The 13931-nt window shown below is 68.1% G+C and carries 11 protein-coding genes; 4 read left to right on the forward strand and 7 right to left on the reverse strand.

Annotated elements, in window-relative coordinates:
* Window positions 1-27: 27 nt before the first annotated feature.
* The 7 genes from EIZ44_RS32375 to EIZ44_RS32405 are packed head-to-tail and all read right to left on the reverse strand — an operon-like array spanning window position 28 to window position 10292.
* Window positions 28-1857 carry a sialidase family protein gene (locus tag EIZ44_RS32375; protein ID WP_134732929.1) on the reverse strand — a complete coding sequence of 610 codons (1830 nt, stop codon included), beginning with the start codon at window positions 1855-1857 and terminating at the stop codon, window positions 28-30.
* Window positions 1854-3860 (reverse strand): beta-galactosidase, encoded by a 2007-nt coding sequence (locus EIZ44_RS32380; protein WP_134732931.1) that lies wholly within the window; start codon window positions 3858-3860, stop codon window positions 1854-1856. Before EIZ44_RS32380 ends, EIZ44_RS32375 begins: the two co-directional genes overlap by 4 nt.
* On the reverse strand, window positions 3860-4789 hold the full coding sequence (locus tag EIZ44_RS32385) for a dihydrodipicolinate synthase family protein (RefSeq protein ID WP_043833635.1): 930 nt from the start codon (window positions 4787-4789) through the stop codon (window positions 3860-3862). Before EIZ44_RS32385 ends, EIZ44_RS32380 begins: the two co-directional genes overlap by 1 nt.
* Window positions 4786-5751 (reverse strand): oligopeptide/dipeptide ABC transporter ATP-binding protein, encoded by a 966-nt coding sequence (locus EIZ44_RS32390; protein WP_043833633.1) that lies wholly within the window; start codon window positions 5749-5751, stop codon window positions 4786-4788. The genes EIZ44_RS32385 and EIZ44_RS32390 overlap by 4 nt, the downstream gene beginning before the upstream one ends.
* On the reverse strand, window positions 5748-7709 hold the full coding sequence (locus tag EIZ44_RS32395; protein ID WP_134732948.1) for a dipeptide/oligopeptide/nickel ABC transporter permease/ATP-binding protein: 1962 nt from the start codon (window positions 7707-7709) through the stop codon (window positions 5748-5750). Before EIZ44_RS32395 ends, EIZ44_RS32390 begins: the two co-directional genes overlap by 4 nt.
* Window positions 7709-8668 (reverse strand): ABC transporter permease, encoded by a 960-nt coding sequence (locus EIZ44_RS32400; protein WP_134732933.1) that lies wholly within the window; start codon window positions 8666-8668, stop codon window positions 7709-7711. Before EIZ44_RS32400 ends, EIZ44_RS32395 begins: the two co-directional genes overlap by 1 nt.
* A gap of 16 nt (window positions 8669-8684) precedes the next feature.
* Complete coding sequence (locus EIZ44_RS32405) at window positions 8685-10292, reverse strand: ABC transporter substrate-binding protein (RefSeq protein ID WP_037818795.1); 1608 nt, start codon at window positions 10290-10292, stop codon at window positions 8685-8687.
* A gap of 214 nt (window positions 10293-10506) precedes the next feature.
* Between EIZ44_RS32405 and EIZ44_RS32410 the strand changes: the two genes are divergently transcribed.
* The 4 genes from EIZ44_RS32410 to EIZ44_RS32425 all read left to right on the forward strand — a co-directional run bounded on the left by EIZ44_RS32410 (window position 10507) and on the right by EIZ44_RS32425 (window position 13701).
* The gene (locus EIZ44_RS32410; RefSeq protein ID WP_037818796.1) at window positions 10507-11238 is read left to right on the forward strand and encodes a FadR/GntR family transcriptional regulator; all 732 of its coding nucleotides are present in this window, start codon (window positions 10507-10509) and stop codon (window positions 11236-11238) included.
* Between the two features lie 19 nt (window positions 11239-11257).
* Entirely contained in the window at window positions 11258-11797 is a 540-nt protein-coding gene (locus tag EIZ44_RS32415) for a GNAT family N-acetyltransferase (RefSeq protein WP_134732935.1), read from the forward strand.
* A gap of 93 nt (window positions 11798-11890) precedes the next feature.
* Window positions 11891-12622 carry a sugar phosphate isomerase/epimerase family protein gene (locus tag EIZ44_RS32420; RefSeq protein ID WP_134732936.1) on the forward strand — a complete coding sequence of 244 codons (732 nt, stop codon included), beginning with the start codon at window positions 11891-11893 and terminating at the stop codon, window positions 12620-12622.
* Window positions 12619-13701: a Gfo/Idh/MocA family protein gene (locus tag EIZ44_RS32425; protein WP_134732938.1), complete on the forward strand. Its 1083-nt coding sequence runs from the start codon at window positions 12619-12621 to the stop codon at window positions 13699-13701. Before EIZ44_RS32420 ends, EIZ44_RS32425 begins: the two co-directional genes overlap by 4 nt.
* Window positions 13702-13931 lie beyond the last annotated feature (230 nt).

Raw genomic sequence — 13931 nt, forward strand, 5'->3', positions numbered from 1 at the left:
GGCAGTCACCCGGCTTCAGCCAGTGCGTTACCGGTCGAAGGGCAGTTCTATGACCGCGCCCGGGACCGGTTTCCCGGCGCGGACGGCGGTCAGGTCCGCAGTGGACAGTGCCCGCCGGAAGAGGCGGCTGTCGTCCAGCGCGCCGGACAGGTGCTGTGCGCCGTCCAGGCGTTCGCCCAGCCACAGCTGGAACGAGACGGTCTGGGTGACCGAACCGGGCGAGTCCGGACCGGACGCGGCTACCGCACCGTCGACCAGGATGCGGAGCTGGCCGCCCGATCGTTGAAGCGCCACGTGATGCCACTTCTGATCGTCGTACGCCGACTGCGTGGTGACCGACTTGCTTCCGGCCGCGGTCGTCATCATCGCGATCAGGCGATGCGACGCGGGTTCGGCGCGGAGCCACAGCTGCGGCGCGGTGGAGCCCATGCCGCCCAGCCACAGGAGAGGCTGCGGGTCCTTCGATGCGCCGTAGTTGACCCAGGTGGAGAAAGTGAAGTCGCCTGAGCCGACCAGTTGCGCCGGCGAGTACGGGACGCGGACGAACCCGTTCTTCAGCTGGACCGCCTTGCCGAACTTGCCGGGAACCAGACTGGCATCGCCGAGGATGCGCGCGGACTGTCTACTTGCGACGTCCGGAGTGGACACTCCCGGCGAACGCTTCCATCCGAGGTAGTTCTCGTCGAAGCGGGCGAAGCGGATCTCGTCGCGGGCGTCCACTGCGCCGCCCTCGTACATCAGGCCGATCTTCGCGTTCCGGTCCTGCGGGCCGCTGAGCTGGACCAGGTCGGAGTAGCCCGACCAGTCCGTTGTGATCCGCGTGCCCTGGTCCGCGTTCTCCCACGTGCGACCGTCGTCATAGGACGAACGGATGGTCATCCAGCGGCGCCGGTCGGTGTCGGCGGGGGAGGCGAACAGGATCCGCTTGCCGCCGGGACGGTCCAGGCGCAGCAGGGAACCTTGCACCATCGGCGTCACGAGGTCGGGGATCGTGGTGAAGCGCTGGGAGAACGTCTCGCCGCCGTCCCGGCTCAACGCGTAGTCGCGGTTGCCGATGTCGGTGCCGCTTTGCTCGCGGCCCCCGGCGTAAATCGTGCCGTCCGGCAGTTCCACGACGCTGACTTCCGACGGCTTCTGCGTGAAGGTGCCGCCCACCGGATGCAGGTAGTTGTCGACAGCGCCGACATGCCAGGAGGAACCGCCGTCGTCGCTGTAGATGAGCCCGGCGTAGTTTTCGACGGAATTGGTGCCGTCACTGCGTTCGGCGTTCACTCCGAAGACGAGCCGGCCCGCGTGCTGGCCGTGCTGGAGCTGGATGCCGTGCACCGGACCCGAGGCGTACCAGGAATCCCACGCGGGCAGTTTCGCCTGCGCACTGATGTCGACCGGCGTGGACCAGGTGCGGCCGTCGTCGGTGCTGTACTGCGAATGCGGCGTGCGCGGGCACGGCACGTCGCAGCCCTTGTCGTCGGTACGCCCCTTGTTGTACGTGGTGATCAGGACGATCCGGCCGGTCTTGGTGTCCACAATGGGCACCGGGTTGCCGTGGGTGTCCCCGCCGCCGCGGTTGACCACCTGCAGTGGCGACCAGGTGGTGCCGCCGTCGGTCGAGCGCTTCAGGACCAGGTCGATGTCGCCGGTGTCACCGCAGTTGTTCTTGCGGCCCTCGGCGAAGGCCAGCAGTGTGCCGTGCGTGCTGCGGACGATCGCCGGGATGCGGAAACACGCGTATCCGGTTTCCTGATGCGGGTTGAAGAGCGCTTGCTGATCGAATTGCGGCGCGGCTTGGGCCGCACCGGCGGGAGCGAGGAAAGCCAGCAGCACGAACGCCAGCACCACGCGAAGGGCGGTTCTCATCTGGTCTCCGTTCCGAACTGTCCGGAAAGGACGGCCACGCCGTGTGCGGCCAGTTCCACTTCGGACGATGGCTGAGCGGGATCGGTGAGCAAATCGGTACCAGGGGAAGGCAGAGAGATGGTGACAGCTGCATCGTTGTGGTTGAGCAGGAACAGATAGTCGTCGGCACCGTGCCGCACGATCGCCTGGACACCGTCCGGCAACCCGGGCAGCACCGGCGAAACTCCGGCCTCGGCGGTGATCCGGTCGAAGAGCGTGCGCATGACGTCCGCGTCCGGCCGGGTGCCGAGGTACCACGCGACCCCGGAGCCGAACTCGTGCCGCGTGATCGCGGGACGACCGGCCAGCGGGCCTTCGGCGAAGGTGGCGACGACGTCCGCGCCTTCGGCTTCGATCCATTCGGACCAGATCGTGGCGCCGACGGTCGTGCCGTCGAGGTCGAGCGTGGTGGAACCGCCTTCGGGCAGCGGCCAGAACTCGTCGACGCGCAGGCCGAGAATGTCCCGCAGAGGCGCGGGATAGCCGCCGGTGTACACCCGGTCGTTCTCGTCGGCGATGCCGGAGAAGAACGACACCGCCAGATGTCCGCCACCCTCCACATAGGAGCGGAGATTGGCCGCGACCGCACTGTCCATCAAGTACAGGTTGGGCACCACGACGAGCCGGTACCCGGACAGATCGCGTGACGGGTGCACGACGTCGCAGGTGACGTTCGCGTCGAAGAGCGGCGCGTAGTGCGCGAGGTGCGCGTCGAGCTGGCTGAGGTCGTCCGACGGATGCGAGTTCAGCTCCAGCGCCCACCAGCTGTTCCAGTCGTGCAGGACCGCGACGTCGGCCTTGACCCGGCTGTCCGCCAGCTGCGGCAGCGACGCCAGTTCCTGGCCGAGGTCGCGCACCTCGCGGAACGTCCGGGTGTCCGGACCGCCGTGCGGCACCATCGCGGAGTGGAACTTCTCGGCCCCGCCCGGGGTTTGCCGCCACTGGAAGAACAACACCGCGTCCGCGCCGCGGGCGACCGCCTGCCAGCTGCCCAGCCGCATCGTCCCCGGCGGCTTCGGGCTGTTGCGGGTGCGCCAGTTGACCGCGCTCGGCGCCTGCTCCAGCAACAGCCACGGCTGACCGTCCTTGATGGACCGGACCAGGTCGTAGGCGAAGGCTGCTTCCAGGTGCCCGCGCGGATCGTATGGGTCGGGGTAGGAGTCGAGGCTCACGATGTCCTCGTGCGGCACCCACTTGTTCCAGTCGAGCGACTTCTGCACCAGGCCGACGAAGTTCGTGGTCACCGGGACGTCCGGGGTGATCCGGGCCAGCACCTCGCGCTCGTTGAGGTAGCAGCCGAGCGACGCGTCGGAGGAGAACCGGTGGTAGTCCAGCTGGTGCGCCGGGTTCGGGAAGGTCGGCGCGACGCGCGGCGGCTGGATCTCGGCGAACTCGGAGTACCGCTGCGACCAGAAAGTCGTGCTCCAGGCGTCGTTCAACGCCTCGATGCTGCCGTAGCGTTCGGTGAGCCAGCGCCGGAAGTCCACTGCGGACTCATCGCAATAGCAGGCGCGGATGTGGCAGCCGAATTCGTTGCCGATGTGCCACATTTCCAGCGCCGGATGCCCGGCGTACCGGGTGGCGACCCGCTCGACCAGCCGGGCGGCGTGCTCGCGGAACACCGGGCTGGACGGGCAGAACTGCTGCCGCGCACCGGCGGACAGCCGGGTGCCGTCCGCGCGCACCGGCAGGATTTCCGGATACCGGTGGGAAAGCCACGGCGGCGGCGAGGCCGTCATGGTGGCGAGACAAGCGCGGACCCCGCCGGCGGCGAGGTTGTCCATCACCGTGTCGAACCAGCCGAAATCGAATTCACCCGGCCGCGGTTCCACCTGCGCCCAGGAGAAAATCCCGACCGTCACCATCGAAACCGACGCCTCGGCCATCAGTTTCAAATCTTCCGCCCACACGTCGGGCGACCAATGCTCGGGGTTGTAATCCCCGCCGTAGTACAGCCGATCCATCAGAGGAGACCCGCTTCCGCTAGTTTTCCCTTGATCTGCAGCAGTTCGTCGTCGTTGAGGGGGAGTTGCGGCGGTGCCATCACCGCGTTGTCGATAAATCCGCGCATCTTCATCGACGCCTTGAACGCGCCGAGCGCGGCCGAGCCGCGGCCCATCCGGTTCGGCGGCGCCACGTCGGTGATGCTGAACAGCGTCAGCAGCCGTTCCTGCTCGCGCCGCGCGGCCTGCGGGTTGCCGCCGCGGAAGTGGTCGTAGATCAGCACATAGCCGACCGGGTCGACGTTCCCGAGCCCCGGCACCGCGCCGTCCGCGCCCTGCGCGAGCGCGGAGTCCACGAGCAGTTCGGATCCGGTGAACACGGCGAACTGCTCCAGCCCGCGTTCGCGCCGCTGCTGCAGGACCATCCGGAACCCGGCTTCGTCGCCGCTGGAGTCCTTGAGCCCGGCCAGGACGCCGTCCGCGGCCAGGTTCAGCACCATGTCGCGGTCGAGCTTCGTGTGCACGGCCACCGGGATGTCGTAGGCGAAAATCGGCAGCGACGTCCGCTCGTGCAGGAGCCGGAAATGCCGGTCGATCTCCGCGACATGCGTGCGCGTGTAGTACGGCGCGGTCACCACGATGGCGTCCGCGCCGGCCGCTTCGGCGGTCTTCACGTGCTCCGCGACGCGCAGGGTCGTCATGTCGATACAGCCGGCGAGCACCGGGACCCGCCCGGCGACCTGGTCGACCGCGGTTTCGACGGTGATCCGGCGCTGGTCGTCGGGCAGGAAGGCGACCTCGCTGGACGATCCGAGCACGAAGATCCCGTGCACGCCGGCGTCGAGCTGGACTTCGATGTGCCGCCGCAGCGACGCGGTGTCCACGGTGAAATCGTCGTGGAACGGCGTGCACAGCGGCGGGATGATGCCGGCGAACTTGGGCGCAGTCATGAGGCGGTCACTCCGGTCGTGATCTCGGGATGGATGCAGCGGTACGTGTGCTCGTCCGGCCCGGACTGCGGTGGCAAGGCGAGGGAGCACTCATCGGTGGCTTTCGGGCAGCGCGTGTGGAACGGGCAGCCGGGCGGAGGCGCGGTCGCCGACGGCACCGGTCCACTGAGGACAATCGGTTCCACCGGGTGCAGCAGGCTCGGCGTCGCCGAAAACAGCGCCCGCGTGTACGGATGATGCGCGTGGTGCGGCAGTTCCGCGGCCGGGGCCTGTTCGACGATCCGGCCGAGGTACATCGTCACGATGCGGTCGCTCATCCGGCGCACGGTCTGGATGTCGTGCGACACGAAGACCATCGCCAGTTCGAGCTGTTCGCGCAGTTCCAGCAACAGGTTCAGGATCTGCGCGCGCACCGAAACGTCCAAAGCGGACGTCGGTTCGTCGGCCACCAGCAACGCCGGCCGCAAGGCGAGCGCGCGGGCGATCGCCACGCGCTGCCGCTGTCCGCCGGACAGCTGCGACGGCAGCGCGTCGGCCACACTGGACGGCAGACCGACGAGGTTCATCAGCTCCCGGACCCGTTCGGCGCGCTCCTCGGCCGTGCCGATCTGGTGCACGTCGAGCGGGTCGCGGAGGATCTTCGAGACGGGCAGCCGCCGGTTCAGCGCGGTCGACGGGTCCTGGAAGATCATGCCGACCGTGCGGCCCAGTTCGGCCGGACGCAACGCGGACAGCGGCTTCCCGTCATAGCGCACAGTGCCGGAGGTTGGCTTCTGAAGCCCGACCAGCACTTTGGCCAAAGTGGACTTTCCGCAGCCGGATTCCCCGACTACGCCGACGGTTTCGCCCTTCGCGATGGCGAGGGTCGCGTCGGTGAGCGCGTAGACCCGGTCGTGTCCGAACAATCCGGACCCGCGGATCTTGTGCACCACATGCACGCCGTCGACCTCGACGAGGCTCATGCTTGCGCTCCTTCTGCCAAGGCCACCACGGGACTTTCGGCGGGGTAGTGGCAAGCCACGAGATGCCCGTTGCCCGAAGGCTCAGGCGCGACCTCGAAGCAGTGCCCGCGAGCGGCGGGACACCGGCTCGCGAACCGGCAGCCGGGCGGGAAGTCCGCCGGTGCGGGCACGACGCCCTTGATCTGGGTGAGCTTCGCTTCGTTCTCCTCCAGCGACAGCACCGCGCTGAGCAGGCCGCGCGTGTAGTGGTGCCGCGGCGCGCCGACGACAGCCGCGGTAGCGCCGGTCTCGGCGACCTGCCCGCCGTACATCACCACAACGCGGTCGGCGATGTCGGATACCAGCGCGAGGTCGTGTGATACCAGCACCAGCGCGAAGCCCAGTTCCTCCTGCAACCGCAGCAAAAGCGCCATGATCTGCGCCTGCACGGTCACGTCGAGCGCCGTCGTCGGCTCGTCGGCCACGATCAGCTTTGGGCTGCGCGACAGCGCCATCGCGATGAGCACACGCTGCCGCTGCCCGCCGGAAAGCTCGTGCGGATACGCCCGCAGCGTCCGGCCGGGATCGAGGTTGACCAGTTCGAGCAGCTCTTCCGGCGTGCGCGTGCCGCCGCGCCGGGTGAACTGCTTGAGCTGCGCGCGGATCGTCATCGCCGGGTTCAGCGAGCTGAGCGCGTCCTGATAGACCATCGCCAGGTCGTGCCCGAGGTGCCGGCGGCGGACGTTCGGCTTCATGGTCAGCAGGTCGTCGCCCGCGAACCGGATCTCGCCGCTGAGCCTCGCGGCGTCCGGCTGCAGGCCCATGATCGACAGCGCGGTCAGCGATTTCCCGCAGCCCGATTCGCCGATCAGCCCCAGCACCTCGCCGGAACGGACCGAAAAGGACACTCCGTCGACGACGTTGACGCCGCTGTGCCGGTCCGGGAACGAGATCGCGAGATTCTCCACCGCCAGCACGGTTTCCCGGCCGGACAGATCCCTCGCCTTCGCCGCCAGCCGTTGCCCGGCTTCGCGCAGACCGCGCAGCGGCAGCACTGCCGGAACCGTTTCGGGGGCCAGTTCGATCTGCTGCGCCGCCTCGGCCGCCTTCGCGGTGCGGGCCGACGGCGCGGCCCAAGCGTCGGAGATCCCCTCGGAGAGGATGTTCAGCGCCAGCACCGTCGCCAGGATCAGCAGGCCGGGGAACAGCGTCGCCCACCAGCCGCCGGTCAGCACGAGGTCCTTGCCGTCCGACAGCACCGAACCCCACGACGGATCGGGCGGCTGGATGCCCGCCCCGATGAACGACAGCGACGCCTCGAACACGATCGCGTCCGCCACGGTCACCGTGCAGTACACGAGGATCGGCGCGGCGCAGTTGACCGCGACGTGCCGGGCGAGGATGAACAGCCGTTTCGCGCCGATCACCCGCTCCGCCGCGACGTAGTCCTCGCCGTACTGCGCGAGCACGTTCGCCCGCACCACCCGCGCCACCGGAGCCATGTTGAGGAAGCCGATGGCGAGGATCAGCACCAGGATGCCGCGCCCGAACACCGCCACCAGCACCGCGGCGAGCGCGATGCCGGGGAAGGCCATCAGGACGTCGAGGACCCGCATGACCAGGCCGTCGGCCCGGCGGCCGGACGTCGCCGCGAACGAGCCGACGACGACGCCCGCGACCAGCGCCAGCAGCGTCGCGCCGAGACCGATCGCGAGCGACCAGCGGGTCCCCGCGACGAGCCGGGAGAAGATGTCGCGGCCGGACTGGTCGGTGCCGAACCAGTGCGCCGCGCTGGGCCCGCCGGTGTCGGTGCTGAGCAGGTCCGGATTGTGCGTGGCCACGACGGTGCCGAGGACCGCGACGAGCCCGAGCACGATCAGCACGCCCAGCGCGATCCACGAGGACAGGGGAAGCCGCCGGAACCGGACGCCGGGCCGGGAGAGCCGGGCGGTCAGGTTCGGGCGGAGGACCGGGCGCATCACGAGCGGCTCCGCAGACGGGGGTTGGCGACGAGGTAGAGCACGTCGACGATCAGGTTCACGAGCACGAACCCGGCCGCGATGGTGATCACGAAGCCCTGCACCTTGGCGGTGTCGCCGTCCTGCACGGCCTGGATCATGTTCTGGCCCATGCCGGGCAGCGCGAACATCGTCTCGATCACCACCGCGCCGCCGAGCAGGTAGCCGACCCGGAGGCCGAGCACGGTCAGCGGGTTGACCAGGGCGCCCCGCAGCACGTTCCGCCCGACCACGACGACCGGCGGCAGCCCGCCGCCGCGTGCGGTGCGCACGTAGTCCTTGTCGAGTTCCTCGACCATCGACGTGCGGATCACCCGGGTCAGCTGCGCGGCGACCGGCGCGGCCAGCGCGATCGCGGGCAGCGTCAGCGAGTTCAGCCAGCCGGAGAACGAATCCGCCGGGCTGACGTAGCCGCTGGTGGGGAACAGGCCCTTGCCGACCGCCAGCCACTGCACCAGCAGCAGCGCGATCCAGAACGCCGGGGCGGCGACGCCGGCGAGCGTCACGAACCGGATCAGGTGGTCCGGCCAGCGGCCGCGGAACAGAGCCGAGGTCACGCCGAGCACGACCGAGACGACGAGCGCCAGCGCCAGGCCGAGCAGGGTCAGCTGCACGGTGAGCGGGAGCGCGGTGGCGATGGTCTGGCCCACCGGCTCCTTGGTGATCACGCTCGTCCCGAAGTCGCCCTGCAGCAGATGCCACACGAAGTGCACGTACTGCAGCGGCAACGGGTCGAGCAGGCCGTTCTGCTCACGGAACTGCTGGAGCTGGTCAGCGGTGGCGTTGGCGCCGTTGAACGCGGCCATCGCCGGGTCGACCGGCGAGAACCGCATCACGATGAACACGAACAGGATCACGCCGAGCAGCAGCGGGATCAGGGCGAGGATGCGGCCGGCCAGCATCCGCACGACGACTGTCACTTCGCGGGTCTCCTTGTCAGACCGGTTTGGCCTGGTTGAGGTAGATGCCCGGGTATCCCTGGGCGCGGACGCCGCTGATCGCCTTCGGGTCCCACGCGGTCCCCATCTGCGTGAAGACGATCGGGTAGATCACCGCCTGCTCGGAAATCTGGTCGAGCAACTGCTTGTACAGCCCGCCGCGCTTGGTCTCGTCGGTTTCCGCGGCGGCCTTGTCCTGCAACGCGAGCAACGCGTTGGTGTCGTCGCCGTTCCAGCGCGCGTACTTCGTCATGAGCACCGATTGCGCGTCGTAGTAATAGCGGATGAGCAGGTCCGGGTCGTTGCCGAACTGCAGCGGGTTGTTCGTGGTGGCCACGACCTGGAAGTCGTCGCCGTTGTCCAGTTTGGAGAACAGCGCCTTCGTGTCCTGGGAGTCCAAAGTGGTCTGCACGCCGATCGCGTCCCAGCCCTCCTTGATCACCTTGACGCAGTCGAGCACCAGCGAAGTGTTCGTTGTGGACAGCGAGATCTTCAAGCCGCTCACGCCCGCTTCGGCGAGCAGCTGCTTCGCCTTTTCCGGGTTGAACTCGAAACTCTGCGACGCGGGCTGCGAACCGGGCAGCTTGGGGTTGATGAACGACGTGCCCGCGGTTCCGGTGCCGCGCAAGCCGATCTCGATCATCTTCTTCTTGTCGATCGCGTAATGCAGCGCCTGGCGGACCCGCTTGTCGGCGAACGGGGAGTGCTTGGTGTTGAAAAGCAGGAACAGGTTGTTGCCGCCGTCGGCGAATTCGACCGTGCGGCCCGCCTTGCGGAGCTGCTCGGCGTTGGCGGGCGGGATGTTCTCCGCGATCTGCGCGTCCGGCTTGGCCCCGGAGATCGCCGCGACCCTCGGCGCGGAATCCACAATGGACTTCCAGAGCATCTTGTCGTACGCGGCCGGGCGCGGGCCGTTGTAGTCCGCGAACTTCTCGAACGAGGTGTGCGACAGCGGAGCCTGCTCGGTGATCTTGTACGGCCCGGAGCCGACGACCTTGCCCGCGGCGGCGGCCTTCCAGTTGTTCTCGAACACGTGCTTGGGCACGATCTTGCAGATCTGGATCCGCTGCAGCGCGTACGGGAACGCGAACTTCAGCTTGAACTCCACCGTCTTCGCGTCGACCTTCGTGACCGACTCCAGCCACTGCGAGAAGAAGCTGTGGATGAGCACGTTTTCTTTCGGGTCGAGCACACGGGCGTAGGTGAACACCACGTCGTCCGCGGTCACCGGCTTTCCGTCGTGCCACTTCGCGCCGTCGCGCAGTTCGAAGCGCAGCGTGGTGCTCTTGAGGTCGGCAGGCAGCGCCTTGGCCAAACCGGGGAATGGCTCCCGGGTGACCGGATCGCCTTCGACGAGCGATTCGTAGCTGTGCAGGATCGCCGCCATCGCGAACGCCGACGCGGTCTGCAGCGGGTCCCAGGTCTGGTTGTTGCCGTACCCGATCACCGCGGTGACGGAACCGGACGAACTGCCGGTTTTGTTGGTCGACGCGGGGCCGCCGCACGCGGCGAGCGTCGACGAAACCGCTGCGGCGGCCCCGGCGAGGCCGGCGTAGCGCAGCAGTGCGCGCCGGTTGAACTGAGTCCCCATGGCGGTTCGGGACATGGCGTCTCCTGACTTGATGCGGTGTTCCACCCAGAAAGCATCGAGAAGTAGGACGTGGGACGTCCTATGACTTGCCGGAACCCTAAGTCCCGTTCCCGCCCCGGTCAAGAGGCTTGTTCCCACCCGCGCGGGTGCAGCGGCGCGAGCCGATCATGACGTAGGATGTCCTCCGATGGCGACGTGCCAGTGCAAGAAAGACATCCGGGAGACACGTGTGGCGCGCCCGCAACGCAGTGAAGAGATCACCAAGCAGATCATCGACCTGATCGTCGACCGGCAGCTGCCGACCGGCGCGCCGATGCCGACCGAACTGAGCCTGGCCGAGGACATCGGGGTCAGCCGGAATTCGATCCGGGAGGCGGTGAAGGCGCTGCAGGCGCTCGGCATCGTCGAGGTCCGGCACGGGTACGGCACGTTCGTCGGCGCGGCCGGGTCGGAGGCGCTGCAGACGTGGCTGCTCTTCCGCACGCGCAGCCGCGGCAGCACCGACGCCGGACGGCTGCGCGACCTGCTCGAGGTCCGCGAGATGATCGAAACGGAGCTGACCAGCCGGGTCGCGCGCGACCACCGGCCGGAGCTGATCGGGGAACTGCAGGCGTGCGTGGCGCGGATGCGCCGCAAGGGGCCGGACGCGGCGGTGGCCGACCGCGAATTCCACGACCTCATCTGCGCCGAGGCGGGGTTCGACCTGGCGCGCGAGCTGACCGGCTTGTTCTGGGACGTCTACCGGGCCGCGGAAGGCGAAATGGGCGGGCCGGTTTCGTCCGCTCCGGCCACCGCGAAACGACACCAGGCGATCGTGGACGCGCTCGTGAGCGGCGACGCGGAGGCGGCCGCGCACGCGGTGCACCGGCATTTCGACGAGGTGCGCAAGCGCGCGAAAGCCGGTCGCTACGGCGGCTTCGGGGAGGCGCGGCCCGCGGTTTCCGGTTCGGCCGCCAGCTGAGTGTGGTTAGGCTGGACAGGTGACGACTCCGGAGATCGCCTTCCTGCCGCCGTCCGCCGCCGAGGACGCCGCGCTGGTGGCCTTGCTGACCGATCTGGTGAACACCGTCTACGCGAAGGCCGAGGCGGGATTGTGGGCCGGTTCGGCCGATCGGACCAATGCCGCGGAGATGGCCGGGCTGGTTCGCTCGGGGGAAATCGCGGTCGCCCGGATCGACGGGGCCGTGGTGGGCTCGGTCCGGATCCAGCGGCTGGCTGAGGACCTCGGGGAGTTCGGTCTGCTCGCTGCCTCGCCGGAGGTGCGCGGCGCTGGGATCGGGCGGGAGCTGGTCCGGTTCGCGGAGAGGCATTGCCGGGCCGAGGGGTGCACGCGGATGCAGCTCGAGCTGCTGGTGCCGCGGGAGTGGACGCATCCGTCCAAGGAGTTCCTCGCGCAGTGGTACGGCCGGCTGGGGTACCGGGTGGTGGAGACGTCGACGATCGACGGGCCGCATCCGGAGCTGGCTCCGCTGCTGGCCACTCCGTGCGATTTTCTGATCTGGCACAAGGAACTCGGCTGATCTTGGCGCGGGATTTCCGTCCGGTTTTGTCCTGGTGTCAATTCTGACCAGGTGGTAGGAATTGGCGAAAGCCCTCTACCTCTGGGAGTTGGCATGGGTGGACCTTCGGTGCAGCTCTACTCGGTGCGCGACGCGTTCGCGGCCGATCCGGACGAGACGTTGCGGAGGCTGGCTGCGATCGGGTTCGGCAGCGTGGAGCCGTACGGGGTGGTGGAGAACGTCGAGGCGCTTCGTGCGGGGCTGGCCGCGCACGGGTTGAGCGCGCCGACCGCACATGCCGCGTTGGTCGGGAAGGAGCTGGATGCGGTGTTCGCGGCGGCTCGGGAATTGGGGATCGAAGTCGTCATCGAACCAATGATTCCGGCGGCACAGTGGCAGAATTCAGCGGATATCGTTGCCGCTGCGGAAGCGCTCAATGCCGGGGCGAAGGTCGCGGCGGGGTATGGCGTGCGGGTCGGGTACCACAACCATTGGTGGGAGCTCGAATCGCGGATCGACGGGCGCAGCGCGTTGGAGGTCTTCGCGGATCGGCTTGACCCGGAAGTCGTGCTGGAGGTCGACGCCTACTGGGCCACGGCGGGCGGCGAGGACGCGCCCGCGTTGCTGCGTCGGCTGGGGGCGCGGGTGTGCGCGATTCACGTGAAGGACGGGTCGTTGGCGATCGATGCTTCCGGACAGGTGCCCGCGGGGCAGGGGCGGGTGCCGCTGGCGGAGGTGCTTGCGGCGGCTCCGGAGGCGTTGCGGGTCGTGGAGTTCGATCGGCATGAGGATGTTTTCGGGGGTATCGCGGAGAGTTTCGCTTATCTCGCCGGGGTGGGGAAGTGACGGTCGGGGTCGGGGTTGTCGGGGCTGGGTTTATCAGTGACACCTATTTGGAGAATTTGACGGCGTTTCCGGATCTGCGGGTGGTGGGGATCGCTGATCTCGATTTATCCCGGGCTCGGGGGCAGGCGGCGAAATACGGGGTTCCGTGGAGCGGGTCGATGGCGGATCTGCTCGCGTTGCCGGATGTCGAGATCGTCGTGAATCTGACTGTGCCCGCGGTGCATGTCGAGGTGAGTCTCGCGGCGGTGGAGGCGGGGAAGCACGTTTGGACGGAGAAACCGATCGGGGTGGATCGGCAGACGGTCCGGAAACTTCTCGACCGGGCGCGGGAAAAGGGCGTGAGGGTGGCTGGGGCGCCGGACACCCTTCTGGGGGCTGGGCACCAGACCGCGCTTCGTGCGCTTGACCGGATCGGGGTTCCTGTTGCGGCGCTGGCGTTGTTTCAGACGCCTGGGCCGGAGAGCTGGCATCCCGCGCCGGAGTTTTTGTTTCAGGCTGGGGGCGGGCCGTTGCTGGATATCGGGCCTTATTACTTGACGCAGCTGGTGCAGGTTTTTGGGGCGGTGCGGAAGGTTACCGGGGTTGGGGGGAAGGGGCGGGAGACTCGGGTGATTGGGGCTGGGCCTCGGGCTGGTGTTGAGTTTCCGGTTACTGTGCCTACTACTGTTAGTGCGTTGATCGAGTTTGCGCGCGGGGGGTGTGCGCAGGTTTTGTTGTCTTTTGATTCTGCGTTGCGGCGGACTGGGGTTGTTGAGGTTTCTGGTTCGTTGGGGACTGCGGTTTTGCCGGATCCTAATCGGTTTGACGGTTCTGCTGTGGTGCATGTGGGTGGGGAGTCTGAGGAGGTTGCCGCGGTGGGGCATTCGGGTTCTCGGGGTACGGGGGTGCTTGATTTGGCTCGGTCGGTTCGGGCTGGGGTGGGGGAGAGGGCTTCGGGGGAGATGGCTTATCACGTGCTGGATGTGATGGTGGCTGTTGAGGAGTCGATGGAGCTTGGGGTGGGGGTTGAGGTGGGTAGTCGGGTGGAGCCGGGGGAGCTGTTGCCCGTTGAGTGGGATCCGTTTTCGCGGACGTTGTGAACGGCTCGTCGCCTGGCGGCGACATCGCGTTCCTTGGTTGCGTGGGGCACCCCGAAGCTTGATTGTGCTGACGGTCTGGGGGTGCTTGTCAAGGCGGGAAAGATGCCTTGACAAGCACCCCCAGACCGCAGGGAGGCTTCGTATCGGGGTGCGGGGGAGGGGCTGGGTGCCTCGCTCGTTGGGTGCATCGGCTGCGGGTGGGTGGGGTGGGGGCTAGCTGTGATGTCCAG

The organism is Amycolatopsis nivea, assembly GCF_004522235.1.
In the GTDB taxonomy this organism is placed as follows: Bacteria; Actinomycetota; Actinomycetes; order Mycobacteriales; family Pseudonocardiaceae; genus Amycolatopsis; species Amycolatopsis nivea.

What these genes read in the sequence shown, in the direction of transcription:
- EIZ44_RS32375 (WP_134732929.1), bottom strand. Translation starts at nt 1,857, where the DNA reads ATGAGAACCGCCCTTCGCGTGGTGCTGGCGTTCGTGCTGCTGGCTTTC.
- EIZ44_RS32380 (WP_134732931.1), bottom strand. Translation starts at nt 3,860, where the DNA reads ATGGATCGGCTGTACTACGGCGGGGATTACAACCCCGAGCATTGGTCG.
- EIZ44_RS32385 (WP_043833635.1), bottom strand. Translation starts at nt 4,789, where the DNA reads ATGACTGCGCCCAAGTTCGCCGGCATCATCCCGCCGCTGTGCACGCCG.
- EIZ44_RS32390 (WP_043833633.1), bottom strand. Translation starts at nt 5,751, where the DNA reads ATGAGCCTCGTCGAGGTCGACGGCGTGCATGTGGTGCACAAGATCCGC.
- EIZ44_RS32395 (WP_134732948.1), bottom strand. Translation starts at nt 7,709, where the DNA reads ATGCGCCCGGTCCTCCGCCCGAACCTGACCGCCCGGCTCTCCCGGCCC.
- EIZ44_RS32405 (WP_037818795.1), bottom strand. Translation starts at nt 10,292, where the DNA reads ATGTCCCGAACCGCCATGGGGACTCAGTTCAACCGGCGCGCACTGCTG.
- EIZ44_RS32420 (WP_134732936.1), top strand. Translation starts at nt 11,891, where the DNA reads ATGGGTGGACCTTCGGTGCAGCTCTACTCGGTGCGCGACGCGTTCGCG.